Annotated in this window: 36 protein-coding genes and 1 tRNA gene; 9 read left to right on the top strand and 28 right to left on the bottom strand. The window is 70.4% G+C overall.

Features of this window, described 5'->3' with window-relative positions; all coding sequences use genetic code 11:
• Positions 1 to 30: 30 nt before the first annotated feature.
• From OHA37_RS26850 to OHA37_RS26735, 24 genes are all read right to left on the bottom strand, one after another.
• Positions 31 to 471, bottom strand: coding sequence for a hypothetical protein (locus OHA37_RS26850; RefSeq protein WP_266909125.1), 441 nt, complete (start codon positions 469 to 471; stop codon positions 31 to 33).
• Positions 471 to 650: a hypothetical protein gene (locus OHA37_RS26845; protein ID WP_266909124.1), complete on the bottom strand. Its 180-nt coding sequence runs from the start codon at positions 648 to 650 to the stop codon at positions 471 to 473. Before OHA37_RS26845 ends, OHA37_RS26850 begins: the two co-directional genes overlap by 1 nt.
• Positions 647 to 1,969 (bottom strand): AAA family ATPase, encoded by a 1,323-nt coding sequence (locus OHA37_RS26840; RefSeq protein WP_266909123.1) that lies wholly within the window; start codon positions 1,967 to 1,969, stop codon positions 647 to 649. The genes OHA37_RS26845 and OHA37_RS26840 overlap by 4 nt, the downstream gene beginning before the upstream one ends.
• Entirely contained in the window at positions 1,969 to 2,790 is an 822-nt protein-coding gene (locus tag OHA37_RS26835) for a helix-turn-helix domain-containing protein (protein ID WP_266909122.1), read from the bottom strand. Before OHA37_RS26835 ends, OHA37_RS26840 begins: the two co-directional genes overlap by 1 nt.
• Positions 2,791 to 2,874: 84 nt before the next feature.
• Positions 2,875 to 4,554 (bottom strand): DNA cytosine methyltransferase, encoded by a 1,680-nt coding sequence (locus OHA37_RS26830; RefSeq protein ID WP_266909121.1) that lies wholly within the window; start codon positions 4,552 to 4,554, stop codon positions 2,875 to 2,877.
• The gene (locus OHA37_RS26825) at positions 4,554 to 5,390 is read right to left on the bottom strand and encodes a hypothetical protein (RefSeq protein WP_266909120.1); all 837 of its coding nucleotides are present in this window, start codon (positions 5,388 to 5,390) and stop codon (positions 4,554 to 4,556) included. The genes OHA37_RS26830 and OHA37_RS26825 overlap by 1 nt, the downstream gene beginning before the upstream one ends.
• A complete protein-coding gene (locus OHA37_RS26820) occupies positions 5,387 to 5,656 on the bottom strand; it encodes a hypothetical protein (RefSeq protein ID WP_266909119.1) in 270 nt (89 codons plus the stop codon). Before OHA37_RS26820 ends, OHA37_RS26825 begins: the two co-directional genes overlap by 4 nt.
• Positions 5,653 to 6,018, bottom strand: coding sequence for a hypothetical protein (locus OHA37_RS26815; protein ID WP_266909118.1), 366 nt, complete (start codon positions 6,016 to 6,018; stop codon positions 5,653 to 5,655). Before OHA37_RS26815 ends, OHA37_RS26820 begins: the two co-directional genes overlap by 4 nt.
• Positions 6,019 to 6,089: 71 nt before the next feature.
• Positions 6,090 to 7,055 carry an AAA family ATPase gene (locus OHA37_RS26810; protein WP_266909117.1) on the bottom strand — a complete coding sequence of 322 codons (966 nt, stop codon included), beginning with the start codon at positions 7,053 to 7,055 and terminating at the stop codon, positions 6,090 to 6,092.
• A gap of 8 nt (positions 7,056 to 7,063) precedes the next feature.
• Positions 7,064 to 7,924 carry a YqaJ viral recombinase family nuclease gene (locus tag OHA37_RS26805; protein WP_266909116.1) on the bottom strand — a complete coding sequence of 287 codons (861 nt, stop codon included), beginning with the start codon at positions 7,922 to 7,924 and terminating at the stop codon, positions 7,064 to 7,066.
• Entirely contained in the window at positions 7,924 to 8,157 is a 234-nt protein-coding gene (locus tag OHA37_RS26800; protein ID WP_266909115.1) for a hypothetical protein, read from the bottom strand. Before OHA37_RS26800 ends, OHA37_RS26805 begins: the two co-directional genes overlap by 1 nt.
• A gap of 110 nt (positions 8,158 to 8,267) precedes the next feature.
• Positions 8,268 to 8,909, bottom strand: coding sequence for a hypothetical protein (locus OHA37_RS26795; RefSeq protein ID WP_266909114.1), 642 nt, complete (start codon positions 8,907 to 8,909; stop codon positions 8,268 to 8,270).
• Positions 8,910 to 9,024: 115 nt separating this feature from the next.
• Positions 9,025 to 9,408 carry a hypothetical protein gene (locus OHA37_RS26790; protein WP_266909113.1) on the bottom strand — a complete coding sequence of 128 codons (384 nt, stop codon included), beginning with the start codon at positions 9,406 to 9,408 and terminating at the stop codon, positions 9,025 to 9,027.
• Positions 9,405 to 9,686 (bottom strand): hypothetical protein, encoded by a 282-nt coding sequence (locus OHA37_RS26785; RefSeq protein WP_266909112.1) that lies wholly within the window; start codon positions 9,684 to 9,686, stop codon positions 9,405 to 9,407. The genes OHA37_RS26790 and OHA37_RS26785 overlap by 4 nt, the downstream gene beginning before the upstream one ends.
• A complete protein-coding gene (locus OHA37_RS26780; protein ID WP_266909111.1) occupies positions 9,683 to 10,063 on the bottom strand; it encodes a hypothetical protein in 381 nt (126 codons plus the stop codon). Before OHA37_RS26780 ends, OHA37_RS26785 begins: the two co-directional genes overlap by 4 nt.
• Before the next feature lie 4 nt (positions 10,064 to 10,067).
• Positions 10,068 to 10,250 carry a hypothetical protein gene (locus OHA37_RS26775; RefSeq protein WP_266909110.1) on the bottom strand — a complete coding sequence of 61 codons (183 nt, stop codon included), beginning with the start codon at positions 10,248 to 10,250 and terminating at the stop codon, positions 10,068 to 10,070.
• Positions 10,243 to 10,485: a hypothetical protein gene (locus OHA37_RS26770; RefSeq protein ID WP_266909109.1), complete on the bottom strand. Its 243-nt coding sequence runs from the start codon at positions 10,483 to 10,485 to the stop codon at positions 10,243 to 10,245. Before OHA37_RS26770 ends, OHA37_RS26775 begins: the two co-directional genes overlap by 8 nt.
• Positions 10,485 to 10,784 carry a phiSA1p31-related protein gene (locus OHA37_RS26765; protein WP_266909108.1) on the bottom strand — a complete coding sequence of 100 codons (300 nt, stop codon included), beginning with the start codon at positions 10,782 to 10,784 and terminating at the stop codon, positions 10,485 to 10,487. Before OHA37_RS26765 ends, OHA37_RS26770 begins: the two co-directional genes overlap by 1 nt.
• Positions 10,781 to 10,969, bottom strand: a complete 189-nt coding sequence (locus OHA37_RS26760) for a hypothetical protein (RefSeq protein ID WP_266909107.1) — start codon at positions 10,967 to 10,969, stop codon at positions 10,781 to 10,783. Before OHA37_RS26760 ends, OHA37_RS26765 begins: the two co-directional genes overlap by 4 nt.
• Complete coding sequence (locus OHA37_RS26755) at positions 10,966 to 11,181, bottom strand: hypothetical protein (RefSeq protein ID WP_266909106.1); 216 nt, start codon at positions 11,179 to 11,181, stop codon at positions 10,966 to 10,968. The genes OHA37_RS26760 and OHA37_RS26755 overlap by 4 nt, the downstream gene beginning before the upstream one ends.
• Entirely contained in the window at positions 11,178 to 11,438 is a 261-nt protein-coding gene (locus OHA37_RS26750; RefSeq protein ID WP_266909105.1) for a hypothetical protein, read from the bottom strand. Before OHA37_RS26750 ends, OHA37_RS26755 begins: the two co-directional genes overlap by 4 nt.
• Positions 11,431 to 11,709: a hypothetical protein gene (locus OHA37_RS26745; RefSeq protein ID WP_266909104.1), complete on the bottom strand. Its 279-nt coding sequence runs from the start codon at positions 11,707 to 11,709 to the stop codon at positions 11,431 to 11,433. Before OHA37_RS26745 ends, OHA37_RS26750 begins: the two co-directional genes overlap by 8 nt.
• A 102-nt stretch (positions 11,710 to 11,811) precedes the next feature.
• Positions 11,812 to 12,072, bottom strand: coding sequence for a hypothetical protein (locus OHA37_RS26740; RefSeq protein ID WP_266909103.1), 261 nt, complete (start codon positions 12,070 to 12,072; stop codon positions 11,812 to 11,814).
• On the bottom strand, positions 12,069 to 12,272 hold the full coding sequence (locus OHA37_RS26735; protein ID WP_266909102.1) for a helix-turn-helix domain-containing protein: 204 nt from the start codon (positions 12,270 to 12,272) through the stop codon (positions 12,069 to 12,071). Before OHA37_RS26735 ends, OHA37_RS26740 begins: the two co-directional genes overlap by 4 nt.
• 211 nt (positions 12,273 to 12,483) lie before the next feature.
• On the opposite strand from OHA37_RS26735, the gene OHA37_RS26730 reads away from it, so the two are divergent.
• On the top strand, positions 12,484 to 12,972 hold the full coding sequence (locus tag OHA37_RS26730) for a helix-turn-helix transcriptional regulator (protein ID WP_266909101.1): 489 nt from the start codon (positions 12,484 to 12,486) through the stop codon (positions 12,970 to 12,972).
• Between the two features lie 380 nt (positions 12,973 to 13,352).
• Positions 13,353 to 14,702 carry a hypothetical protein gene (locus tag OHA37_RS26725; RefSeq protein WP_266909100.1) on the top strand — a complete coding sequence of 450 codons (1,350 nt, stop codon included), beginning with the start codon at positions 13,353 to 13,355 and terminating at the stop codon, positions 14,700 to 14,702.
• 95 nt (positions 14,703 to 14,797) lie between these two features.
• Here the strand turns inward: OHA37_RS26725 and OHA37_RS26720 are convergent.
• Positions 14,798 to 14,872: transfer RNA gene (locus OHA37_RS26720), tRNA-Val, on the bottom strand.
• 116 nt (positions 14,873 to 14,988) lie between these two features.
• Between OHA37_RS26720 and OHA37_RS26715 the strand changes: the two genes are divergently transcribed.
• From OHA37_RS26715 to OHA37_RS26685, 7 genes are all read left to right on the top strand, one after another.
• On the top strand, positions 14,989 to 16,236 hold the full coding sequence (locus OHA37_RS26715) for a hypothetical protein (RefSeq protein ID WP_266909099.1): 1,248 nt from the start codon (positions 14,989 to 14,991) through the stop codon (positions 16,234 to 16,236).
• A 252-nt stretch (positions 16,237 to 16,488) separates the two neighbouring features.
• On the top strand, positions 16,489 to 17,031 hold the full coding sequence (locus OHA37_RS26710) for a DUF4383 domain-containing protein (RefSeq protein ID WP_266913115.1): 543 nt from the start codon (positions 16,489 to 16,491) through the stop codon (positions 17,029 to 17,031).
• Positions 17,032 to 17,346: 315 nt separating this feature from the next.
• Positions 17,347 to 18,039, top strand: coding sequence for a FadR/GntR family transcriptional regulator (locus OHA37_RS26705; RefSeq protein ID WP_266909098.1), 693 nt, complete (start codon positions 17,347 to 17,349; stop codon positions 18,037 to 18,039).
• Positions 18,040 to 18,152: 113 nt separating this feature from the next.
• The gene (locus tag OHA37_RS26700; protein ID WP_266909097.1) at positions 18,153 to 18,635 is read left to right on the top strand and encodes a hypothetical protein; all 483 of its coding nucleotides are present in this window, start codon (positions 18,153 to 18,155) and stop codon (positions 18,633 to 18,635) included.
• A 67-nt stretch (positions 18,636 to 18,702) separates the two neighbouring features.
• Complete coding sequence (locus OHA37_RS26695; RefSeq protein ID WP_266909096.1) at positions 18,703 to 19,320, top strand: bifunctional 4-hydroxy-2-oxoglutarate aldolase/2-dehydro-3-deoxy-phosphogluconate aldolase; 618 nt, start codon at positions 18,703 to 18,705, stop codon at positions 19,318 to 19,320.
• A gap of 8 nt (positions 19,321 to 19,328) precedes the next feature.
• Positions 19,329 to 20,312, top strand: a complete 984-nt coding sequence (locus OHA37_RS26690) for a sugar kinase (protein WP_266913113.1) — start codon at positions 19,329 to 19,331, stop codon at positions 20,310 to 20,312.
• A 398-nt stretch (positions 20,313 to 20,710) separates the two neighbouring features.
• On the top strand, positions 20,711 to 20,926 hold the full coding sequence (locus OHA37_RS26685; RefSeq protein WP_266909095.1) for an FmdB family zinc ribbon protein: 216 nt from the start codon (positions 20,711 to 20,713) through the stop codon (positions 20,924 to 20,926).
• Here OHA37_RS26685 and OHA37_RS26680 read toward each other — a convergent pair.
• The 3 genes from OHA37_RS26680 to OHA37_RS26670 are packed head-to-tail and all read right to left on the bottom strand — an operon-like array spanning position 20,923 to position 25,035.
• The gene (locus OHA37_RS26680) at positions 20,923 to 21,582 is read right to left on the bottom strand and encodes an O-methyltransferase (protein WP_266909094.1); all 660 of its coding nucleotides are present in this window, start codon (positions 21,580 to 21,582) and stop codon (positions 20,923 to 20,925) included. The two genes, OHA37_RS26685 and OHA37_RS26680, sit on opposite strands and share 4 nt — an antisense overlap.
• A 19-nt stretch (positions 21,583 to 21,601) precedes the next feature.
• Complete coding sequence (locus OHA37_RS26675; protein ID WP_266909093.1) at positions 21,602 to 22,432, bottom strand: HAD family hydrolase; 831 nt, start codon at positions 22,430 to 22,432, stop codon at positions 21,602 to 21,604.
• Complete coding sequence (locus OHA37_RS26670; protein ID WP_443046220.1) at positions 22,429 to 25,035, bottom strand: phosphoribosyltransferase; 2,607 nt, start codon at positions 25,033 to 25,035, stop codon at positions 22,429 to 22,431. Before OHA37_RS26670 ends, OHA37_RS26675 begins: the two co-directional genes overlap by 4 nt.
• Positions 25,036 to 25,037: the final 2 nt, after the last annotated feature.

The following is a 25,037-nucleotide window of genomic DNA, read 5'->3' as shown; positions in this document are numbered from 1 at the left end:
CGTCGTCGTGGCAGGGGGTGCCGGGTGCGGTCATGCGGCGGCCAGCTCGGCGTAGATGCGGCTGGCGGTGGTGACGTCGCGGCAGACCCAGTCGCAGCGCTCCGTGCCGCCGTACCCGGACCGGTTCTCAGAGCCGGTGAGTCGGACTTGCTGCCGGTGCAGCTCATCGTGCAGCTCCTCGGCGGTCGTCCACGTCATGTCGGCCGGCGTCCGGTTGGGGCTGCGGGTGCAGCCGCGGAACTTGTGCTGGGCGAGGTGGGTGACCCGGTTGGTGTAGGCGTCCTTGCGGGCGGCGTTGGCGTGCAGCCAGCGGACGAAGGTGGGCTCCAGCAGGCCGACGGGGCGACGGCTGCCGGGGCAGCAGGGCCAGCCGGGGCTGGAGTGCTTGAACAGGGTGCCGTCGGCGCGGACGCGGACCTCATCGGAGCAGGCGGGGCAGTAGCCGAGGCGGGGTAGCGGATTGACGTCCATCAGGCGGCCTTTCGGATCTGGGTGTGGGTTTGGGTGGGGTAGACGGTGGCGAGGCGGCCGACGGCCCACTGATGGCGGCAGCAGGGGCAGCGGTAGCCGTGGGCGAGGTGCTGGCCGCGGTGGCGGGATGCGATCGGGGCTATGCCGCGCTCGAGGCAGTTCGGGCAGGTGTCGGTCACCAGATCGCTCCTGTCGGGGAGTAGCCGGTGAACTGGTCGGCGTCCATCGGGGTGTAGGTCTCCCAGGGCCAGTTCTCGCCTTGGCGGATGAAGGCGGGCCAGTCGCGCTCGTCGCGCATGCCGCGCCAGGGGACGACACGTCGGCCGCGGCAGCCTTCGGTGTTGGCGGCGGACTTTTCGTCTTCGACGGGGCGGAGGCCGAAGCCGAACTCGGGCCAGCGCATCCAGAGGGAACTGCCGAGGGGGCGGAGGTTGCGGTGTTGTCCCATGCCGTTGTGGTGGGGGGCGTGGGCTTCGAGGAGGACGGCGCATCCGGCGGTGGCGCGGGCCTCGTCGATGACGACGGACACCTTGCGGGCGAGCTCTTCGCTGTTCGGGTCGCCGGCGTGCAGCCGGTAGACGGGGCCGATGATCAGGACTTCGGGCTTGATCTTTTCGACGCGGCGCATCATCCAGGCGCGGTCGCGGGGTTGGGTGAGGTCGAGGCCTTCCGGGCGGCACTCGATGTGGAACATGCCTCGCCGGACGCTTTGCTCGATCTTCGCGGCGGCTGCGAGGAGGGGGCGGAACTTGCGGCGCGAGGAGGCAGCCGAGTTCTCGCAGTCAAGGGTGAGCACCTTGACCGGCTCGATGGTCTCCCAGGTGCGAAACGGGTGGATACCGGCGGCGAGGGTGACTGACATCTGGCGGAGGAGGGTGGACTTGCCGCCGCCTTCGGACGCGGTGAGGATCAGCCGGTCCATGCGCTCGAGGAGTCCGGGGACGATCCAGTTGAACGTGTCCTCGTGCTCGACGAAGTCGAGGATGTCCTCGGTGGGCAGCTCCTCGGCCGCCATGCCCTGGTCGCGGAGTTCCCGGGCGGCGGTGACGGCCTTCTCGACGAGGTCGGCGGTGGCGGTCTCGGTCTGATAGCCCCTCTCGACGAGGTTGGCACCGTGCTTGATGAGGTCGCGGCGCAGGGCCCGGTCGTGGACGACCTCGGCGTAGTCGCCGGGGTTCGTGGCGTAGGGGCACTGCTGCATGATCCAGAAGACGTAGCCGGGTCCGCCGACGGATCCGAGGTCGCCGGCGTCGGCGAGGTGCTTGTTCACGGTGATCGGGTCGATGGCCCTCTTGCCGTCGGCCCGCATGTCGGCCATGGCCCGGAAGACGGTGGCGTTGATCGGGCGGTAGAAGGCGGCCGGGGTGAGGATCTCCAGAGCGGTCGTGAGGGCCTGGGCTCCTTGCAGGCACGCAGCGAGGACGAACAGTTCGGCGTACTCGTCCTGCGGCGGGACACGTTCGAAGGTGTCGGTGGGCGGTGCGAGCTCGATGGTCACTAGTAGATCCCCTTGTCTGCATAGGACTCGCCCGATACGGCGCGGAGGTTGGGGCGCTGTCGGCGCTTGGCTTCGCGGTTGGCGTCCTCGCGGATCCACTTCTGCCAGGCGGCCGGCCAGGAGTGCCGTTGCGCGCCGGTGGAGCGGTAGTGGTCGAGGAACTGCGCGGTGGAGTAGTCGATGTCGACGAGGTCGCTGTAGCCGTCGCGCTTGGCCCAGCGCCGCATCTCGTCGCTGATCTTGAAACCGAACTCGTCGATGGGGGCCAGAGCGCTGTCGTCGTGCGGTGCCGCAGAGGCTGCCGACGGCACGCGCGCGCTCCCCCCTTCAGTACTTAGGTTCTTCTTTTGGTTTGGGTGACGTGGGCGTCGCCCCTCCAGCGACGTGGACGTCACCCCATCAGCGACGTGGACGTCAGGGGTGACGTCCACGTCAGGGGTGACGTGGACGTCACCCGTTCCCGGGTCCGGGAAGGCGTCTGAGCTGGGCTTCTTCTTCCCGCCCCTGCGGCGGGATGACGTCAGCGTCACCCGTGACGCCCGCGTCGCCTCATCGCGTCCTGCTCGACCGCCCGGGACGACCGTTTCGAGGGCCAGGTCGTACACCCTCGGACGCTTTCCCTCGGGCAGGTGCGCGGCCTTCGCCTGGTCGCCGAGCCAGATCAATCCGAGCTTGCGGAGCTCGCCGAGATCCCGCTCCACGGACCGTTCGGACTTGCAGGTGTACGCGGCGAGCCGGCCAACGGAGGGGTAGGCGCCGCGGCCCTTGCTGTCAGCGTGCCGAGCGAGACCGCTCAGCGTGGCGACCAGCTGAGACGGCATTGGCGGGGCGTACTCAAGCGCCCAGTCCATGGCCTCTTTGCTCACGGCGTCGTCTTCTCTCTGGCTGGTGCGGGTGGTGGTTGGCTAGGCCGCGGCGGTGGCGAGTTCTGGGCCGTTGTCCTGGCGGGTGTGGATGACGGCTCGGAGCCGCGTTCCGATCCACTCGCCGACCTGCGGGGATACGGCGTTGCCGAAACCGTCGACCTGGTTCCGAGCGGTGCCCCAGACGGTGAAGGTGCCGCTGTAGCCGGCGAAATCGACGTCGAAGCCACAACCGCGGCCTACCTCGTGCGCGGCCATCATTCGGAAGTAGCAGTCCTCAAGCGGCATCTCGGAGAGCGCGGCCCGCCAGTTAGCCATGAGCAGTGCTGTCGTGTCCCGGGCCGTGAGGGTTCCGAGCGGGTCGGTGAGCGGGTGCGGGGCCGTCTCGTTCCCCGTGGGCCCGTTCTGCTTGAACCAGCCGGCGGCCGTGAGCAGGCCCGGAATCTGATCCGAGGTGACTGTCGGCATGGCCTGGCTGTGCATCGCGGCGAGGGTGTTCTTCCGGAACGGAACGACTCCGGACGACACAACGGCGAGCGTCTCCGACCCGACCTGGGTGGGCAGTGGGCTGTTCGCGCCGCGCGGGCTGCCTTGGTAGTTGTCGACCGCAAGCGCGATCGGCGGGGCGAACAGGCCGGTCGACAGGATCGATGTCTCCTGCTGGCTGGTCTGCGTGGCCATCGGCTGCCACGGGTGTCTCTCCGAACCGTGCACGGACTTCGCCGGCATGAGGACCGCGGGGAACTCGGCGAACCGCTGACGGCAGCGCTCCGCGCGGGCCATCGTCGCGGGCGCCAGCGACTTCGCCCGGTCACCGATGCGGGTGCCGAGGGTGGTCAGGTCGAGTGCGGCCAGCGAGGGCGTCATCGGCGGGACGACCGGTCGGCGGCAGCTGGGGCACCGGTATTCGTACTGCTTGCCGTAGCGGACCGACCCGGTCGGCGGGACCCCTGTGCGCCAGGTCCACACCGCTTCGACGTCCTTGTCGCAGTGGTGGCAGCGCGACACCGGCCGGTGTTCGAGGTCGGGGGCGGGCAGAGCCTTGTCCCAGAAGGCGATGTACAGCCGGTCGCGGGACTGCGGCACGCCGAAGAACTGCGAGTTCAGGTACAGCACCTTGTGCCGGTAGTTGAGGAGCTCGAACTGCTTGAGCCACCAGCGGTAGGTGGTGCCGTCTCCGACCTTGGCGCGGCCCTGGACTGCGGGTCCCCAGGATGTGAGTTCGGTGGTGCACTCGACGAGGATCAGCCGGGGGTGGTGCTGGGCGGCGTAGTGCAGGACGCAGTTCGCGGTCGCTCGGTCCCGCTCGGACTTGGTGACCCGCGCCTCGTAGTCGGGGTCGTCGTAGTCGAACAGCGTCGCGCCCTGCTCGTAGGCCTTGATGGTGTTGGCCTGGGAGTGGTTCACGCAGCTCACGCCAGCCACCAGGAGATCGGCGGCGGGGAGGTCACGGGCCGAGTGGTAGTCCGCGGCCTCAGGGTCGACCAGGTCCGCGATCCAGTGCTCGGCGTCGGGGTGGTTCGCCTCGTGGACTTCGACCTTGTAGCTGTTGTGGTTGGCGGCCATGATCGTGGTGAACCCGGCCATCTGGATACCCTTGGTGAGGCCGCCGAAGCCGGAGAACAGGTCGACGGCGGTGAGGTCGTCGTGCCGGAAGTTGCGGCGCCTGGTAGCCGGCCGGTGCGTAGCGGTGCGGGCCTTCTTGTTTGCTCCGGTGGACATCAGGCGGCCTTTCGCATGTCGTCGTAGGTGGCGGTCTTCTTCTGGTTGCGGAGCACGACGGCCAGGTCGTGGATGTAGGCCTCGCTGGCGCCCATCTGCTTGGCGATGGCCGACTCCGATTCCCCAAGCGCAAGAAGGTGTTCGAGCTCGGCCATACGCATGGAGTCGCGGCCGTTCTTGGCCGGCGGCGTGTACGGCTCGTCGACCTCGGGCAGAGCGGCCGGGTCGTCGATCGTCGTTTCGTCCCAGGCCAGGGGCCCAGACCAGCCGTTCGCCGTTGCAAGGTTCCGGGCCCTGATCGAGGTTCCCGGCACTCGGCTGAGCTGCCGGTACACGACTGCGACCTGCTCGGCGGTCGAGGCACGGACGGAGGGCAGTTCCCCTCGGGCGATCCGGTTGAGTGCATCGCGGTGCAGGCCGACCCGAGCGGCAATGGCAGTGCCGTTGTGCCCCATGAAGATCAGGGCGCGGATTCGTCGGGCAGTGCCAGCCGCATCGACGTCTCGCGGAGCTTCGATCGGGGGCTGTACCGGGATGGACAGGATCCGTCGTTCGGTGTCCCGGCTGATCGTCTTGTGGGCGCCAGTGACCAGCGCGCCGATCGTTCGCCGTGCGACTCCTGTGGCGCGGGCGATCTGCCCCTGGCTCCAGGTCGAGGCCACCAGCTTCTTGACGTGCCGGGAGGCCGGGGCCGCGTCAGTACGACGCCGGTTGCCCTCGTAGTGGTCGAGGCGGAGCCGGGCCATGTAGCGGTAGTTGTCGGCCTCGCATTCGGAGAGGCGGCAGCCACGCAGGTAGCAGGCTCGCTGTCCGTGTTGGGGAGTTGACTGCTTCACGGCTGTTCCTTCCTGGGCTGGCGCTGGGTGGGGATGAAGAGGAGCTCGGCTTCGATGCGGGTGTCGCTGTACGGGTCACCTGGCTGTTGCTCGATGCCGTTGTCGCGGAGGGCCCGGTAGGCGGCGAGGTCAGCGAGGAATTGCTGGCGGGGCGAGACCCTCGTGGCCGGCTGCTGGGTGTCGTCGTCGCGGGTGAGCCGGCGGATGACCCAGGCGGCGGTGAAGACGAAGACGACGATGGCGAGGTCGATGAGGGTTTCCATCACGCAGCCTCCCGTCGGCGGTCACGGCGCTTCGCGGCTATCTCGTGGCCGCGGCCGGTGAGTCGCCAGACGCGGATCTCGTGGGCCTTGGTGCTGGGCAGGTCGGAGGGGACTCGGTCGCCCGTCTTCTCGATGATTCCGCCGTGGCTCAGGCCGTTGATGGCGGCGCCGACGAAGCCGCGGCCCATCTCGGGGAGGAGGTGGCGGATGTCGTTGCAGGAGAAGGTGGTGGCGATCTCGCCGAAGTGGAGGACGGCCTGCTGGACGATGAACGCGTCCCAGCTGGACTGCTGGCGGATCGTGGCCAGTTGGATGTCCTTCTCGGCGGTGGCGAGGCGTTCGGCGAGGGTGAGTTGACGGGGCATGGCGTGAGTCCTCTCGCGTGCGGTTCACTGGGGTGGGCGGCTCTCGTTTCGGGCGAGAGCCGCCCGAACTGCTACTGCTGGGCGGCGGCCTTGAGGGCGGCGCCGCGCATCCGGATGTAGTCGCCGAGGCTGGTCGGCTGTCCGGACTCGGGGTGCATGAGCGGGGTGGCGAGCGCGCTGGCCGCTTCGACTTCGCGGTACAGGGCCAAGAGGCTGGCCGGGGTGGCGTCCTCGGCGCTGGCCGCGTCGATCCACGCGCCGGTGTCGATCTCCTTGGCACCGGACCGCAGCCACTCCAGGTAGGGCTTGGCGATGTCGACGGCCCCGTCGGGGCGGTCGAGCTCCAGTCCCCGGAACGCGGGGCAGCGGCTCTTGATGAAGCGGAGCTGGTTGTCGACGTTCATCTCGGCGGCGACGCCGAACTCGAACTCGATGTCCTTGCGCTGCTGGGCCTTCATTCCCATGTCCACAGGGGCCTTCTGGCCGCGCTCGTTCTCGACAAGGACCCACTTGCGGGAGGAGCGCATCGTGGCGACGACGTGGCCGGGGTAGGCCATGAGGGCTTCGATCATTTCGTTCTGCAGGTCGCCGCCGGGCCCCCAGCCGGCGAAGGTGTTCCCGCCGAACTTGGCCTTGGCGAACTTCTCGACCTGGTCGAGGGTGCCGTCGGTGCCCTTCCAGTAGTGGCTGAGCGAGTCGACCATCGCGACCGGATACTTGGCAGCGCCTGCTGCGGCGAGTGCCTTGATCAGGTCTCGGGGGTCGTAGCGGTGCATGGGGAGGGTGTCGAACTGGGCGTCGATGTCGTTGACGTACAGGGCGGCGGCGCCGCGCTCGGTGTCGATGACCGCGAAGCGCTGGCCCTCGGCAAGGCCTGCGGCGATCTGGAGGCCAGTCCACGTCTTTCCGGACCCGGAAGGGCCCTGGATGGACAGACGGGCCTTCTGGCCGTCCTTCGTGGCGGGCTGGAAGACGAACGGACCGTCGTCGTACTCGTTGCTGGCCGGCTGGCCGCTGTTGCCCTGCAGGCGGGACATGGTGACTCCTATCGGGCGGGCTGGAGGGCGATGGTCGAGCCGTTTTCGCGGGCGGTTCGGTAGGCGATCCGCTGGTCACCGATGACGGCGTTGCGGCCGTTGCCGAGGGCGTCGAGCAGGAGCGACTTGGCCTCCGTGTACTCGGCGTCTGCGGCCTTGGCGTACTCGCGTCGGGTCGCGTACAGCTCTGCGAGGTCCGGCGGGATCTGGACGTCGATCACGTCGTAGCGGTCGGGCTGAACGCGGATCGTGTTGTACGTGATCTCGCTGTCGTCGATGGCCGGCCGCTGCCCGTTGAGGACCGTGGCGAGGAAGTCCTCAGCCGCGGTCCGCATCGTGGCGGCGTCGTCGGCGTCGTACTCGACGACGTACTCGCGGTAGTCGTGGCCGGCGATCAAAACCGCGACGTGGCAGACGTCGAGCCCGAGGGTGTCGAGCTGCCACTGGGCCTGGCAGTAGTAGTGGAGCGGGACCCCTTCGTCCCATTCGTTGGCGACGGGGCTGGTCTTGATCTCGACGAGCTCGCTGCCGAGCAGGTCGGGAGTCGCCCGCTGCCACGGCCGGTCCTGGTGGCGCCAGGTTCCGGTGGGGGCGAGCGCCATCTCGGGGTGCTCGTCGGCGAACTTGGCGCCGACCGCGGGTTCCAGCCGGTTGCCCCATTCGATCTGCGGAGTGACGACGAACGGCGGGACTCGGAGGCCGGACTTCGCGTGCCACAGCTGGAAGCGGTTCGACCAGGGCGAGCAGCCCATGACCGCGGCGATCTGAGTGGCGGTGATGCAGAGGCCGGCGCGGGCCTCGTCCCACTCCGGGGTGCCGGGGGTGAAGGTGCCGAGCAGGATCCCGGTCGGGGTCTCGATGGCGGCCATCAGAAGGGGACCCTCTCTGTGCGACGGGGCCAGAGGCGGATGCGGGCGCCGACGGGGTTCCAGCAGTTGCAGAAGTCGCTGATCTCCCAGGCTTCGTCGTCGGCCTGGCCGATGCCGAGGTGGAAGGTCTCGCCGGAGCCGTCGCAGTCGGGGCAGTGCGGGTCGGGGCCGCGGTGGATGTGGAGGACGCTGCGGAAGATGTCGATCTCCCAGCGGCCGAGTCGGACGGGCATGTGGTCCTGCTTTCGGGATGGGTCGGCCCTCGCCCCGTCGGGGAAGGCGGAGCGAGGGCCGGTGGCCGGAGCTGCGTTGGGGTCGCTGCTCGACGGCCGGTCGGGGATGGTCAGGCGGTTGCCGCGACGGGCGCCAGGATGCGGACCCACTGACCGACTAGCTCGTCTCGGCCCGCGGATTCCCATCGGACGGGCATCTGCATGCCGATGAACGTGGCGTCGTCGTCCATCAGGATGAGCGGCTTGTGGGAGCCAGCCTGCGAGGCGCGGAACCTCTCCCCGGCGTGCCGCCATCGGGCAAGGAAGCCCGCGTCGAGCCCACTGCCCAAGATCGGCTCGGACGGCTCCGACAGGTGCTCGCTCACGTACTTCCGCCAGTCCGGGAAATGGCTGGCGCCGCTGGTGTCGGTGTCGATCCGCAGCCCGCCTGCGCCGTCGTCGAATGTGAGGCGAGTGAGGTCCCCGTCCGCAGCGGCCTCGAGCGTGATGGTGACGGTGCCCGCAGCGTCGAGCCAGGCGATGACGGTCGGCAGTTGCTCGGACGGGATGTGGGCCTGCCACGTCGCGGTCTCGACGATGCCGATGCGGGCGACGGCCATCGTGAAGCGGTCGGTGGCAATGGCGAAGAGGTTGCCGCCGTCGACCTCGAGGCGTGCAGCGTTGAGGACGGGGAGGGCGAAGTCGTCGCTGACATGCGGGGCGATCTGAGTGAGTGCCTTGTGCAGGTCGTAGGCGCTGAGACGTACTGACATGCTTGTCTCCTGGGATGCTTGGGGTGCGCCCCTGCCGCATTCGCCGCGGCGGGGGCGTCCTGCGTGTGGTTGGTGCGTCCGCCGTCGGCCTGTGGTCATCCGGCGGCGGACGGGATCAGAAGCCCGGCACGTGGCTCGGGCTGACGCCAGCGAGCGGCGACAGGTGCAGCGGCAGGACCGGGATCGGCTGCGTCTCCGTGACCGCCGGATGCGCGGTGAGGGAGCTGACTGCGGTGGCGTTGGCCTTGAAGGCCCGCAGCTCCCGGAGTTCGGCGGTCTGGGCTTGCAGCTGGCGCGTGGCCTCGGCCGCGGTCTCCTCGATGCTGGAGAGGCGGTTGGCCTTCGCGTTCGCCGCATCCCACCCGGCGGTCGCTACCGCGAGCCGGCGGGACAGGTCGCAGATCAGGATCAGCAGCGGCACCAACTGGGAGCGGAGCCGCTGGACCTCGTCGACCGCGCGGTGACGGCCGTGGGGGCGCGCTATGTCGAGGAGGCTCATGCTGTTGCCGCCTTCCGGTGCTTGCACTGGCCGAGGAAGCAGGGCTGCGCTTGCTGTCGCCACTGCTCGCGGGTGAGGAGCCGGATCGTGTAGCCCTGGCGGACCTCGCGATCGCGCTCTCGGGTTCGGGGAGTGAACTCGAGGTGGGCCTGCTCCGGGGTGGCCGCCGCGTGGCCGACCATCGAGCCGTATGCACAGCCGTTCTTGTCGGCGCGAACCCAGAAGCAGTCGGTCAGAGGCACGGTCTGTCCGTCGACCTCGACGAGGAGGCGGCTCACGCGGGGACTCCTGCCTGCTCGTCGCTGAGGTCGACCTCGTCAGCGAGGAGTCCGGCGATCTGGACGTCGCGCTCAACCAGCGTGTTGGCCAGTTCCTTGTTCCGCCGCTCGGCGATCGCCAACTTGATCGTGGCCTCGGCCAGCTCGGCGCGGAGTTGGTCGACTGAGGCGAACAGCTGGCGGATGTTGTCCGGGGCGTCGGCGATCTCCATGGCCAGGTGCCCAGCCCAGGCGGGCAGCGTCGCCAGAACAGCCCCCTCGTGGGTGACCTCCCAGACGTCGGTTCCTTCGACCGTGTTCTCGCGGATGTGCCAGGTGTTGCCGTAGGTGGTATCGGCCATCTCGCGGCGGACGATCGCCTCCCGCTGCGGACTCATCGGCTCATGCATCGGAGGCACCGCCCTCGACCACGTCCAGGTCCAGCCCCATGCCGACCTCACCAGCCTCAGGGTTCGCGCTGTCGAACATCACCAGCGGCCGACCGGTGAAGAGGGCTTCCATGAAGGCCGCCCCGAAGGCCTCGCCGTCCTTGTCGTTCATGTCGATGCGGATGGGCTCAGGCATGGTGGCCTCCGGTCTGGATTCGGTGCCCGAGGGCGAGGAGCAGGAGCGAGGCGGCGGCCAGCGCCACGGTGCGGGCCGGGCTGACGAGTCCGAGGGCGGCCATCAGGAAGTCACGGTCGGCGTCGCCCTCAGCGCGGCGGGCGACGTAAGCGGCAGCCGCCTCACGCTCCTCCGGCGAGTTGTGCCCAGCCGTTCCCGCCATCAGCCGGTCGTGACGGTCCATCTCCAGCCCCATCACAGGCTCCCCGCGTCGATGCGGGCGCCGTAGGACTCGACGTCCTCGACATAGCCGGCGTCCAGAGACTTGGTGAACGCCGCCGACATGAGCGTCTTCAGCTTCGGACGGCGCGGGATCAGCGGGCCGTGGTAGTAGTACGCGTCCGGCAGCGGCAGATCCACACCCGGACCGTCTGACCGAAGCATCGGCTCAGCCGCCGGCGACCAGCCTCCGGTCCACATCCAGATCACGCCGGTCACCGCGACGAACTCGCAGTCGAGATCGAACTCGACACCGTCATGCAGGTAGGTCGTCATGCCGCCACCGCCTTCTGCTGGTAGTGCCGGAACCGGTTGAACCGGACGTGGACGGCCTGGATTTCGTCGAGAAACTTGGAGTCCGACCACGGGCTGGAGCCTTGGGCTCGGCGGGCGAACTCCGCCTCCACCTCGACCAGCGCGGCCATCTCCTGATCCGCGAGCTGCGGCAGCAAGGCGGTCATGCCGCACTCACCAGCGCGACGGCCGACTCCATGTGGCGGGCCTGCTCCAGCAGAGCGGCAGCCATGGTGCGGAGAGCCTCCGGGCTGGATCCGTCGCTGTGCAGGGTGACCGGGCCGAGCCGCAGCCACGTGTACTGACCTGCACTTCCGGCCTGGATCTCGGCGGGGTCCGCCGTCAGGTGCACGGCGAGCGTGCCAACTGTGGTGCTCACGCCTTGCCTCCGAGCTGCAGGTACGGGCTGTACGGGACGGCCGGGTCGTCGAGCTCGTGATGCCACTCGATGTCGAGGCCGCGCTGCACGTAGGCGCCGGGGGCCAACTTGCGCTTGGCGGCGTGCTCAGCCAGCTCGCGGGCCGCAGCGGCCTGGCGGACCAGCTCGTCCACCGACGGCGTGTACCGGCCGTCCGGCGGGCAGGTCAGCCCGGCGATGGCCGGGGACGTCGTGTCGAGCGGGAGGAGGTCAGCCACGGGACTCACCGCGCAGCGACATCAGGACACCGATGGCGAAGTTGATGCCGCTAGCACGCTCGGCGAGGGGCGCCAGCCGGAACGTCTCGTCGAGCCGGGCTTGCGCCTCAGTCAGTACCTCGGCGCGGTAGGCGTCGAGGAGGGCGTCGATCGCGACGCTAGCCATGCCCTCGGGGTCCTGGAGGAACCGGCTGTGCGCGAGCGCGCTCCGCAGGTCCTCATGAGCGGTGAGGTTGGTGGGAGCCGGATCACCGGCGATGATGTGGGACATCGGGTTCCTCTTCTTCCTGCATTCAGGTGCAGTGAGGGGCGGTACTTCGGGAGGCCCTGGCCGGCGGTGTAAGGCCCGGCGGTCGGGGCCGCATAGCCGCAGCTAGGCGGCAGACTTGGTCCGGCTCTTGTGGGCCGGCTTATGCGGAACGCCGGCGACGATGTCGCGGATGTTCTGGGCACTCCACCGCTTGAACTTCCCGAGCCGGGTGTGCTGGATCTGGTCGGCGCCCGCAGCGCGATTCAGCCAGCGAGCGCTCACGCGGGTGTACTGACTGGCCTCGTGAACCTCGTACAGCCGGTGATCCTGCAGGGGCGGAAGCTCTTCGATGGAGAGCAGTACCCCGGTGTGAGGCGTGGTCACGTGTCCTCCTTGAGGATTGCCTTGAGTGGGACGGCGAGTGCCGTTGCGATGAGCTGCAACGTTGAGGAAGACGCGCCGCGGTCTCCGGTTTCGATCCGAGAGAGGAAGGGCCTGGTCAGGCCTGTTCTTCGTTCGAGTTCCCGCAGGCCGCAGCCGCTCCTCTCCCGTATTGCCCGGATCGCAACTCCGTTGGGCTTCATCGATACTTACGTTAGACATTGGATCGACTTCACGCAAGGAGTTCGGAGCAAAGAAACGACTTCAATCGACTTTGAATCGACTCAGGGGGCGCGAGAAGGCGCGTAAGGGCGCGTAAGGCAACCGCCGGTGGCATGTGCGTACCCTTAAGCGCAGGTCAAAAGGCCTGAACCGACCACGCGCGGTTGCCTACTCGTGAGGCATCATGTGCGCATGGACCGTGACTGGAAGCGACTCGGGCGCGCCATCAAGGCACAGCGTGACCACCTGGGCCTGGCCCGTCAGGACGACCTCGCCACCGAAGCCGGCGTCAACCGGCAGACCATCCAGTCCCTCGAAGCTGGCAGGCCGCGCACGCGCATGCCCGCCTCGATCGGCAAGGTCGAGAAGGCCCTGTCGTGGGAGCCGGGCACCGCCGCCCGAATCCTCACCGAAGGCACGAGCGAACCCGCCCCTCCCCGCTTCGCCGAAGGCATGCCCCTGCGGATCGCCCGCGAGCTCACTGACGGCCAGGTCTTCGAAACTGAAGTCGTCGACCTCACCCTGCCGGGCTCCAAGTCCCGCCTAGTGGTGGTCTTCAAGCACGACAGCGAAGCCGCCGACATGGCCCCCGACGAGCTGCGTGCCGCCCTCCAGGAGTGGACCCGCATCCAGCGGGCTCTTCGTCAGATCGCCGCTGGCGACGAAGCCGACGAGGCGTAGCGGATCCACCACCATTTCTGACGCGATACTCCACATTTCACCTAACTGTGTGACATCGTTTGCCTACCTGCGAGGGGGGCTACCGCGTCAGGTGATGTGAGGGGGCCGCATGTTGGTCCGTGTGATCCGGGTTGCTGCCATGCCCGGTGGGCTGTCACTCGTCGTTGACGATCAGCCCGACTGCCCGGTCGTCTGGGTCCTCAGGGAGGACTACAGTGCCGCCGCCGCGAGCATGCTCGAGGCCGCGATGAATGTGTCTGTTTGGTACTGGGACCGCAAGCCTGCCGTGTCCCGTGCAAACCTCCGGGCGGTGTAGTCACCCGGCCGCCATACCTGTTGCAGTCTCGGGATGGGCCGCCCACCAACTACCGAGGGGTGCCATGGCGTATGCAGAGAAGCGCGGTACGGGGAAGACCCCGTGGCGCGCCCGCTACAAGAGGCCAGACGGGACGCCGGGTTCCGAGCCTGGGTTCCGTACAAAGAAGGCTGCCGAAGCCTGGGGCGAGGACCAAGAGGCGGCGATCCGCGCCGGCCGCTGGCAGGATCCCGAGAAGGCCAGGACGCCCTTCGCAGAGTTCGCGCCCATCTGGATGGCCGCCCAGAAGGTAGCTCCAGCCACCATCATCAAGCGTCAACGTCTGCTTGCCCGGCATCTGATCCCTGGCTTCGGCACGACGAAGCTATGCGAGATCAACATTTTCACGGCGCGCGCCTGGGGCAACAAGCAGACCTGTGCGCAATCCACCGTCGGCCACGCGCTGACCCTGCTCAGCATGATCCTCACCGGGGCCGCTGACGCCGGATACCTGCTGGCCAATCCCATGTACGGCCGCCGCCGGCAGAGTGACCGCGCCGTCCATGACGTGACACAGCAACAAGGCGCTGTCGGCCACCAGGAAGATGACGACGAAGAGGTCTGGGCCCAGCCCGAGGACGCCTACCGGCTGTACCAGCGGATGGGTGGCGTCGAAGGCTTGATGGTCCTGACCGCGTGCTACACCGGCCTGCGCTGGGGCGAGCTCGCGGGGCTTCATCGCAGCAACGTCCTCCTCAAGCGCACGGACGAGCTCGACGGGAAGCCCTTCGAGCGGACCGTGTTCCGGATCGACCCCAAGGTCGGCGCCCTCCACGAGGTGGAGTTCGCCCTCGACGAGGGGGACCTGAAGCGCTGGCATGCGGCGGAGGACGCCCGCCTGGCCGTCTGCCAGGAGAAGGGGTGGAAGGTGAAGCGCCGGAAGGAACCCAAGGGTCAGGTCCGGCTGTACTTGGGGCCGCCGAAGAACAGGACGTCGAGCCGGGAGGTCGACCTGCCGCCGTTCCTCGCGCAGCTTTGGGAAGAGCACCTGAAGGAGTGGCCGCACGAGTACGTGTTCAGCACCCCTGGGAAGGAGGGGGCGTGGTGGCGGCGCGGGAACTACAGCCGCGTCCTCCGGCCTGCCGCCGACGGCCGCGACGCCATTTCCCGGAAGCGCGGCTACGCCGGCCGCGGTGGATGGGAGCCGATCCTTCCCGAGTTCACGATGCGCGGTGCCAGGCACACGCACGACACGTGGATGAAGGAGGACCGGGTGGACCGGTCCCTAAGGTTCAAGACGATGGGCTGGGCTGTGACCGGGGACATCGAGGGCGTGTACGAGCACGTGACTCCGCAGATGCGGAAGGAGCGGCTTGACGCGTTGGAGGCCCGATGGGAGCGAGGGCAGAGGATGGCGCTCGCGCAGGTCAGCTAGCCGCCCAGGAGAAGTGGATCTCCCACTTTCCTCCCATCGGGCGCAAAAAGAGCCCCGGACCGATCATGGTCCGGGGCTCGATGCCTGGTCAGACATGGTGGGCGCGGACGGTTTCGAACCGCCGACATCTGCTTTGTAAGAGCAGCGCTCTACCCCTGAGCTACGCACCCGTGGATGAGTGGACAGCCTACATGCAGGGCACACCCCCCACGCAAACCCGTTCCCGTGGGGGAGAATGGACCGGGGCAGGGGTATTGCGGACGGACCGGGTACGGGAGAGGCGACTGTGACGACGGCACCCCGGCGGTGGTTCGGCGGCGGGCGGGACGAGAGTCGGCGGGCGGACGCGCAGGCGGCGAAGGACGCTGCCGCGGCGGCGTTCTACGAGCTGGACAGCGCGCAGCGGGATCTGCGGATCTCGATCGAGACGATCGCGGCCGCGGACGGCTCGCCGGAGGCCCGGCGGGTGGGTGAGGGGTTCGTCGCGCTCGGGCAGCGCATCGACCAGGTGAGTCACGTCTACATCAATGCCGTCGACGCGCACGATCTCGATCGGGCGGAGTTGGAGGCGTCCGCCGCGACGCGGGCCCGGGAGGAGCTGACGCGGGCCAAGGAGGAGCTGGTCCGGGTCAAGGGCGAGCTCGACCGGTTCGCGCTCGGGCTGCAGCCGTTGCTGGACCGGGCCGAGACGCAGCTGGCGCGGGTGGCGCCGGCCCGGGAGCGGGCCAGGGCCGCGCTGCTCGCGGCGAGCACGGCGCTGGACGACGTACGCGGCAAGGGGATCCGGGCCGACGATCTGGCCGCCCGGCTGGCGGCGCTCGGGCCGGAGCTGACGAAGCTGAACCAGGGCGCCGCGCAGCACGGGGTACAGGAGACCGTGCAGCGGGCCGACCGGATCCTGCGCGACGCCGAGGCGATACGGGCCGAGGCGGCGCGGCTCCCGGAGCGGGCCGCGGAGATCGACCGGCGGCTGGTGAGCCTGAGGACCCGGGCGCAGGCGCTGCGCAACCGGGCGGACCGGGTGGATCCTGTGCTCAGCGAGCTGCGCCGGCGCTTCAGCGCGGCCTGCTGGCAGGACCTCCAGCAGGTGCCGGAACAGGCGGTACGGGACGTGGCGCAGGCCGAGGACCGGCTCGCGGAGGCCGGCCGGGCGCGCGACCAGCAGCAATGGGCGGTCGTAGCGGCCCTGGTCGATGCGGTACGGGCTTCGCTGGACGCCACCGACGAGGCGGTGTCGGCGGCGCAGGACCGGCTGACCCGGCTGGAGGCGGTGGCGCGGGATCCGCAGGCTGAGGTGCAGCGCACCCGGTTCGCGATCCGGGACGCGCAGCGCCTGGCGATGGAGGGCCGTACGGTCCCCGAGGACCGGCACGCCCGCCCGCTGGACGAGGCGGTGGCCCGGGTGACCCGGGCGCTGGCAGCGCTGGAGGACCGCCACCCGGACTATTGGGCCTTCCTCCAGGAGATGGAGGCCGTACGGTCCTCCGTGCAGCGGGTGGTGACGGACATCCGGACCGAGCGCGGCCACGCCTGAGCGGTCAGGTCCGAGGGCCGCGTCCGGGGCCCACTTGTCCGGGTTCGGGCATCGGCGGATGCTGGAGGGGCCAGGAACGGAGCAGAGGAGGGCGCCATGGCCGCCCACGCTTCACCCGCACCGCAGGAGCCGTACGCGCCGCACGCGCTCTACGGATGCCACGAGCCCCATGAGAACTACGCGCCCTACGTGGCCCACGAGCCGTACGCGACGGCGGCGCCACCCCGGAACTCCCCGGGGATCCTGCACCGCATGATGCGCCCCGTCAACGCGAGCCTCGACGAGCACCTCCCCAGTGATCACCGGCTCAGCCAGGTCTACCGGGTGGGCGCCGGCCTGACCGGACTGCTGCTCGTGGCCTTCGGAATCCTGGGGCTCATCGACCGGATCGGGTTCTTCGACACCGGCGGGGACACGGTCCTCGCGCTGAACACCAACGGTGCGCTGAGCGTCCTGTCGATCTGCATTGGACTGCTGCTGTTCGCCGGGATGGTCATCGGCGGCAGCTTCGCCTCGACGCTCAACATCGTGCTGGGCGTGCTGTTCATCGCGAGCGGGTTCGTGAACCTCGCGCTGCTCGACACCAAGATGAACTTCCTGGCCTTCCACATCCCCAACGTGCTGTTCAGCTTCGTGGTGGGCGTGATGCTGATGTGGTTCGGGATGTACGGGCGGGTGGGCAGCGCCCTGCCGCACGACAATCCGTACTGGCGTGCCCGCCACCCCGAGCAAGCGGCTCGGGAGCAGCGGGCACGTACGAGTACGGGCGCAAGGCCCGTCGGCAGGCCGGCGTAAGCGCGGCGCGGCAAAAGGGCCGGGCCTACGGCCCAAGACGGAAGCCAGGCCGTCTCTTTCGAATCTTGCCGGTCAGGCCCGCGTCGTCCGGTGCCGTGCTTCGCCACGCTGCCGGGGCTCCCGCGTACTGGACGTACTCGGGAGCCCCGGCAGTGCGGCGAGGTCCGGTGCGCGGGCGGACGGAGAGGGCGGAACTGTTGATTCCGGTAGCGCCTCGCAATAATTGCTAATTAACGATTACTTGTGCAACTCTTTGCCAAGCCATGGGGACAAGTAGGGACTAAAGTCCCATCTGCACGAAAAGGGAAGCACGAAATGGGTGGAGGTGAAGCCGCGTACGCCGGCCGCGGGGTCCACAAGGCGGCCGTGGAGGAGCTGGCGCGCAGGATCTTCGACGGCACCTACGGAGAGGGAGCCACGCTCGACCTCCCCCACCTCCTCGAGGAACTCGACGTCAGCCAGACCGTGCTCCGCGAGGCCATCAAGGTGCTCATGGCCAAGGGTCTGCTCGACGCCCGCCAGAAGCGCGGCACCTTCGTGCGGCCGCTCGCCGACTGGAACCTCTTCGATGCCGACGTCCTGCGCTGGAAGCTCGCGGGCGGCCCGCCCGTCTGCTTCTTCTCGGACCTGCTGGACCTGCGCCGCGCGATAGAGCCGGCCGCGGCCGCACTGGCCGCCGAGCGGGCGACCGTACAGGACCTGGCCGCGCTGGACGCCGCACTGACGGCGATGGCGGCGAGCGGCTCCGATCCGGTGCCGCACGTACGGGCGGACGCCTCGTTCCACCTGGCGCTGCTGACGGCCTCGCACAACCTGTTCTTCACGCAGATGTACCGGGTGATCATCCCGGCCCTCGTGGAACGCGACCGGGCTGTGCACGAGGGGGACTTCGAGCACCCGCACGCGATCCACCAGGCCGTGGTCGACCAGATTCGGGCCGGGGACCCGGACGGCGCCTACATGGCCGTGCTCGACCTCCTCGACATGGCCCAGCGCGACCATCCGTAGAGCAACCACCCGTAGAGCGACGACCCGTAGAGCAACCGCCCGTAGAGCGACCGCCCCTAGAGCCCGCCGACACCGTCCTGCCACCCCTTGCACAGGAGAGGACACCGTCCGCAGTGAAGATCACCCGCATCGAGACGTTCATGGCGCCGCCGCGCCGGATGTTCGTACGCGTGGAAACCGGCGACGGCGTCGTCGGCTGGGGCGAACCCGTGGTCGAAGGGCGTGCCGAGCCGGTGTGCGCGGCCGTGGAGGTGCTGTCCGAGTACCTGATCGGCCAGGTCCCGATGCGGATCGAGGGCGCGCTGGTCCGGCAGATCGAGGCGGGCTTCACGGCCGTCAAGATGAACGGCTGCGGCCGCATGAGCCCCATCTCGCAACAGTCGATCGGCATCCCCTATGACCAGGGCGCCGAGCTCCTCGACTACGTCACCGACCCCGAGCCGTTCCGCTTCGACACGGGCTCCCTGGTCCGCACGGAGCGGCCGGGCCTCTGCGTCGAGGTCGACGAGGCGGCCGTCCGCGCCGCCGACAAGAAGGGCCACACCTGGCGCAACCCGGTGTGGCGCCACGAAGACGGCTCCTTCGCCGAGTGGTGAGCCCCCACCACCACCCGGCAGGATCCCCACCCCCCCACCCCCCACACATCAGAAGGCAGGCATTCCCATGGAGTTCGGCGCAGCGCTGCGACAGGAGCGGCTCGTCGCCATCGTCCGCGGACGGGACGCGGAGGCGTCCTTCCGTACCGTCATGACCCTCGTCGAGGAGGGCGTCCCGCTCATCGAGGTCTCCCTCAGCGGGATCGACGCGCTGGACGTCATCGTCCGGGCCCGCAAGGAGCTCGGCGACGAGGCCTGGCTGGGGGCCGGCACGGTCCTCACCGCCGAGGACGCCCAGCGGGCCGCCGACGCCGGGGCCAACCTGATGGTCACCCCGGGGCTCGGCGCCGGCGTGGACGAATCCGTCCGGCAGGGGCTGCCGGTACTGGCCGGGGTCATCACCCCGACCGAGGTCATCGCGGCCGACGCGGCGGGGGCCTCCGCGCTCAAGCTGTTCCCCGGCACGATCGGCGGACCGGCGTACCTGCGGGCCCTGCGCGCCCCCTTCCCCGACCTGCCGTTCGTACCGGTCGGCGGGGTGGACTCGGCCGCCGCGGCCGAGTACCTGTCCTCCGGCGCGGTGGCGGTCGGCATCGGCTCCCCGCTGATCGGGGACGCGGCCGACGGCGGCGACCTGTCCGCGCTGCGGCGCCGGGCGGCGGAGTTCAAGGCGGCCTGCGCGTGACCGGGCCCATGACCGTGACCGGGACCGTCACCGCACCCGAGGTCCTCACCTTCGGGGAGACGATGCTCGCCCTGCGCGGTAGCGGGCCGCTGCGCCTCGGTGGGTCCATGGAGGTCTCCGTCGCGGGCGCCGAGTCGAACGTCGCGATCGGTCTGGCCCGGCTCGGGCACGCGGTCCGCTGGGCGGGTGCGGTCGGCGAGGACGAAGCCGGTGAGCTGGTCCTACGGACCCTGCGTGCCGAGGGCGTCGACGTCCGCGGAGCCTCCTTCGACGACGGCGGGGCCCCGACCGGGCTGATGCTCGCGGAGCCGAGGCTGCCGGAGGTGACGCGGGTGCACTACTACCGCGCGGGCTCGGCGGGCTCCCGCCTCAAGGCGTGTTCCCTGGAGCGGGCCTTCAGGGCGGCCCCGCCGAAGGTCCTGCACCTGACCGGGATCACCCCGGCGCTCTCCCGCTCGGCGCGCTCGGCCTGCGCCCTCGCCCTGCGGCTCGCCGCCGAGCACTCGGCGCTGGTCTGCCTGGACGTGAACTTCCGGTCCCGGTTGTGGTCCTCGGAGGAGGCTGCGGAGGTGCTGCGCGGGTGGGCGCCGTCGGTGGACGTGCTCATCGCCTCCGACGACGAACTCCCCCTGTGCCTCCCGGCGGAGGGGCCGGGTGACCCGGCCGCCCAGGCGAAGGAGCTCCTCGCCCTCGGGGTCGGCGAGGTGGTGGTCAAGCTCGGCGCCGCCGGCGCGACGGCCTACACGGACGACGGCCGGACGGTGCACGCCCCGGCGCGGCCCGTCCGCGCGGTCGACACGGTCGGCGCCGGCGATGCGTTCGTGGCGGGCTACCTCTCGGCGTTCCTCGACGGGTCGACCGCGGAGGCCCGCCTGGACCGGGCGGTCACCACGGGCGCCTTCGCGGTGGCCTCGCGGGGCGACTGGGAAGGCGCCCCCACGCGCGCGGAGCTCGGTCTCCTGTCCGCCCCGGCGGGCACGGTGGTCCGCTGAGCCCCGGCGGGGCCTGGCCGACACGGGGGTGCGGCCCGGCTCCGCCGGTTCCGGGGGCCCTGCGGGGCGGAGTCCCCTACCCGCCCTTCCACCGTTCCCCGGGCGCTGCCCGGACCCCGGTCCTCAGACGCCGGACGGGCTGGAAGGGCCCCGGGCTGCGCCCGGACCCCCTGGGGCTCCGCCCCGGACCCCGCGCCTCAAACGCCGGCGAGGCTGAATTTTGCCGCGCAGTGGCAAATCCAGCCCGTCCGCGGTGTGAGGACCGGGGTCCGGGCAGGCCCCGGGGAGCGGGCGAAGGGCGGGTAGGGGACCTCGCCCCGCAGGGCCGGCCCATCCGCACCCCGGATCCGGCGCGCGGGGATTCCGGAGGCCGGTCGCCACTGCGTAGCCTGTACCGCATGCCCCGTTACGAATTCCGCTGCCGGACCTGCGAAGACACCTTCGAGGTCAGCCGGCCCATGGCCGAGTCCTCCGCGCCCGCCGACTGCCCCGCCGGGCACGCCGATACCGTCAGGCTGCTCTCCGCCGTCGCCGTCGGCGGGACCAGCGCAGCCCCCGCCGCGCCCATGGGTGGCGGTGGCGGAGGCTGCTGCGGTGGGGGCGGCTGCGGCTAGCGCTTGCGGGACAGGGTGATGCCGTCGGAGATCGCCAGCAGCACCGACTCCATGCGGGGGTCCGCCGCGACGTGGTCGTTGTAGGCCTGGACCCCCGCCGCCCCGCCGGTGGCCGCCGGGTCCAGCACCGTGCCGTGGTACAGCGTGTTGTCCGTGACGAGGAGACCGCCCGGGCGCAGCCGCGGTACGAGCTCCTCCCAGTAGGCGATCTGGCTCTGCTTGTCGGCGTCCATGTAGACCATGTCGATGTGCGGCTCCGCCGGCATCGCGCGCAGCGTCTCGATCGCGGGCGCGATCCGCAGGTCGATGCGGTCCGCGACCCCGGCCTTCGCCCAGGCCTCGCGCGCGTACGCCGTCCACTCCTCCGAGACGTCGCACGCGATGAGGCGTCCGTCCGCCGGCATGGCCTGCGCCATCGACAGGGAGGAGAAGCCGGTGAAGGTGCCGATCTCCACGATGTGGCGTGCACCGGTCAGCCGGACCAGGAAGGCCAGCAGCGGCCCCTGCTCCTCCGCCGACTGCATTCCGGCGGAGTCCGGGAACACCTCGTAGGTGGTCGCCACCAGCCCCCGCTGGACCTCGTCCAGCGGGGGGTTGTGCGCGAGCACGTACTGGTAGAGCTCGTCTGTGATCTTCGTGCTGTTGCCCTTGGTCATGGGGCCAGTGTGCCCAAGGTCAGGCGGCCGGTGCACCCAGTCGGGCCACTTCGCGGGTGAACGCGCGCACGATCTCCTCACCGGCCAGTACGCCCGCCTGGGCCAGCGCCGTCACGTGCGGAGCCGTCCAGCCGGCGTCGGCCAGCTCCCCGTGGCCCGGCCGCCAGGCCGTGTCCGCCGCGAGCAGCAGGTCCGCGTCGAGCAGCGAGTCCCCGGCGGCCAGCGTGCTCGTGGCCCCCACGCGCCGGGCCACCTCGTGCATGGCCGCGCTCTTGGTCAGCGGCCGCGGGACGGCGTAGATCTTCCGGCCCTGGAGCGAGACGGTCCAGCCGCGCGCCTCGGACCATTCCGTCAGCGCCTTGATCCACTCCGCGGGGACCAGGGCCCGCTCCACGACCAGGTACGCGAACAGGTCCTCCGCCACCCGCGCCTTGCGCAGCCACGCCGGGTCGGTGACGGACATCAGGTGCGCGTGCATCTCCTCCAGCGGCACGGACTCCGCGGCGAGCCGCGCCGCGACCTGGCGGCGCCAGTCCCGGTCCGGGACTCCGTCCACGAGGAGCTGGCCGCCGTTGGCGCAGATCGCGTACTTCGCCGGCCGTCCGGGGAAGCGGATGCGCTGGTACTGCTTGCGGGTCCGGGTGGTGGTCGGCACGAACACCGCGCCCGGGTCGGCGGACAGCTCCGCCAGCAGCCCCGCCGCCGTCTCCGTCATGTACGACAGCGGCTTGCTCTCGTGCACCTCCACGCACAGCAGCCGCGGGGCCACCGGGTCGGGCATGGTCAGGCCGAGCGCGGCCGCCGAGTAGATGAGCGTACGGTCGAGGTCACTGGCTACGAGAACGGTCACTTGGTGGCCACGGCCTTTCCGTCGGCGCCCGTGGCGCCGCGCGTGAATCGGGGATGGATGAGTCCTACGCAGCTGTAGGGCAGGCCGTCGACCTCTTCCACCGGCACCCCCCGCTGCTCCGCGAGGAGTCGTACGTGGTCCAGGTCGGCCCCGGCGCCGCGCTGCGCGAGGATCTTCCACGGCACGCGGCGCAGCAGCACCCGCGTGGTCTCGCCGACGCCGGGCTTCACCAGGTTCACGTCGTGGATGCCGTACTCCTCGCTGATCCGCTCCACCGCCCGCCAGCCCACCCAGGTCGGCGTGCGGTCGGCGGCGAGGAGCTCCTTGACCTCGGCGTCCACGGCCTCGGCCACCTCCTCGAAGTGCGCGGCGACGGTGTCGACGAACGCGACGGAGACATCGGCCCCGGCGAGCTCGCGGTAGAACTTCGCGCCGTGGAAATCGGCGGGCCCGACCAGGTCGGACCTGAGCACCGTACGCGAAACCAGTCCGGAAACAGTGGAATTGAGACAGGCGGAGGGGATCAGGAAGTCCTCGCGCGTGCCGTACGTCTCCACGCACGAGCCGGGGTCGGCGAGGACCACGATCTCCGGGTTGAAGCCCTCGAACTCGCCCAGGGCCTCCCGCAGTTCGCGGGTGATGGCCCCCTTGCCGGTCCAGCCGTCGACGAAGACCACGTCGGCCGGATCGTGGTGGGCGGCCAGCCAGCGCAGCGCGTTGGCGTCGATGCCGCGGCCGCGCACGATGGAGACGGCGTAGTGCGGCAGGTCCAGGCCGTGCCGGGCCTGCGCCCAGCGCCGCATCAGCACGCCCACGGGGGTTCCGGCGCGGGCGAGGGAGACGAGGACGGGGGACGGGGAGCGCTCGGCGAGGACCGTCTCGGTGACGGTTCCGACGGCGCGGGCCATCCGGGCGGCGGAGGCGGTCAGCGCGCTCTGGTAGAGCTGCTGGTACTCCGGGGACGGCTGGAACTCCACCGGCAGCGATTCCGCGTAGTGCGCGCCGCCCGCCTGGATGGCCTCCTCGCGCTCCTCCGTCGGGGCTTCCAGCTCCACGTCGGAGAGGTCCTGGAGCAGCCAGCCGACGTCCTCGGCGGCGTAGGAGGAGAAGGCGGGCCCGCGCAGTGGTTCGCCCAGTGCTTCGCCCAGTGCTTCGCGCGGGGGCTCGGTCATGATCGGCTCCTGCCGGTCGGGTACGTACGAAGGTATGACCGCCAGCAGGACCCGGCCGGTGTGCGGCGCGAGGGCCGCGAGCAGGCCGGTACGGAGCTCGGCGGTATCCCCGGCCGAGTCCACGACGGCGACCACGGCGTCGAAGCCGGCGTCCGCCGTGCCGGCCGTGCCGGCGACGTTGTACGCGTACCGGTCTCCGGGGCCGTCGGCCGGGTCGTCGTGGGCGGGGAAGACGAGGCGGGTGCGGATCGCGTAGCCGGGGTCGTCCACGGCGAGCACCGGCGAGCGGGTGGTGGTGGAGAAGCGGACTTCGGCAGCGGCGCCGGACGCCTCCAGGGCTTGCGCGAGGCGCAGCGGGGCGTACATCAGCTCCTCGTTGCCGAGTACGAGGACCCTTGCGGGGGCCGCGCCGAGCGCGGCCTTGAGCCGGTCCGCCATGGCCGGCAGGGCGGCCTCCAGGCGCTCCCGGTGGGCCGGGGTGAAGCCGTGGCGACCGCCGTCGGGTATCCCGGCCGGCCAGTCCAGTTCCACGCGAGTGGTCGGGTGCGGGTCGTCTGCCGGGGCGCTGCCCCGGACCCCGCTGCTCAAACGCCGCAGGGGCTGATTTTGCCCACCCCCGGGCTGCGATTCGCCGGCCACGGGCTGAGATCCGGCAGAGGCGGCAGCGGCCGAAGCGGCCTCCGCCTCGTACCGCTCCACCAGCGCCTGCCCCTTCTCCAGCACCCCCTCCGGGAGGGAGACCGTGCCCGAGGCCAGGGATATGAGGTCCACCCGCGCCCCCAGCTCCCGCGCGAAGGCGACCAGGCGGTCGCGGTCGGCCGGGGAGCGCATGTCGACCAGGGCGACGACCACGTAGTGGCCGCGCGGGTGGCGGGCGTGGAGGTCGGCGATGGTGTTCAGGACGGTGTTGCCGGTGGAGAACTCGTCGTCGACGAGGACCAGCGGACCCGAGCCCGCGAGCAGCTTCGGGTCCTCGGGCAGCAGCAGGTGCGAGGTGGCGTGCGAATGCGCCTCCTCGAAGCCTCCCGCGGCCTCCACGCCGGGCACGGGGCGGCGGGTGGAGTGCAGGTACGGGGCGCTGCCCAGGCCGTCGGCCACGCAGTGGCCCAGCCCGGTCGCGGTCTCCGCGTACCCGAGGACCACCGCCGAGGCCGCCTCCGCGTCGCCCAGCAGCTCCCGGACCCGCTCGCCGAGCCCGTACCCGGCGCCGTACACGGCCGCCGGGGACTGCGGGACGTGCTTGCCCAGCACCCGGGACACGAGCAGGTGGGCCCGCTTGGGGTTGCGCCGCAGCGCCAGCCCGAGGAGGTCTTCCAGCGCCGGCCCGCCGGTCCCGGTACCCGTCGCGTCCTGCAGGCTCACGCCCAGCCGGTCCGCGACCCACGTTCCCGACCACACCGCTTCGATCTTCTTGCCCTTCTTCGCAGTCAACG

The organism is Streptomyces sp. NBC_00335, assembly GCF_036127095.1.
Classification (GTDB): Bacteria; Actinomycetota; Actinomycetes; order Streptomycetales; family Streptomycetaceae; genus Streptomyces.
The sequence above is the reverse complement of the archived record's forward strand: the minus strand, read 5'-3'. Positions and strand labels throughout refer to the sequence as shown.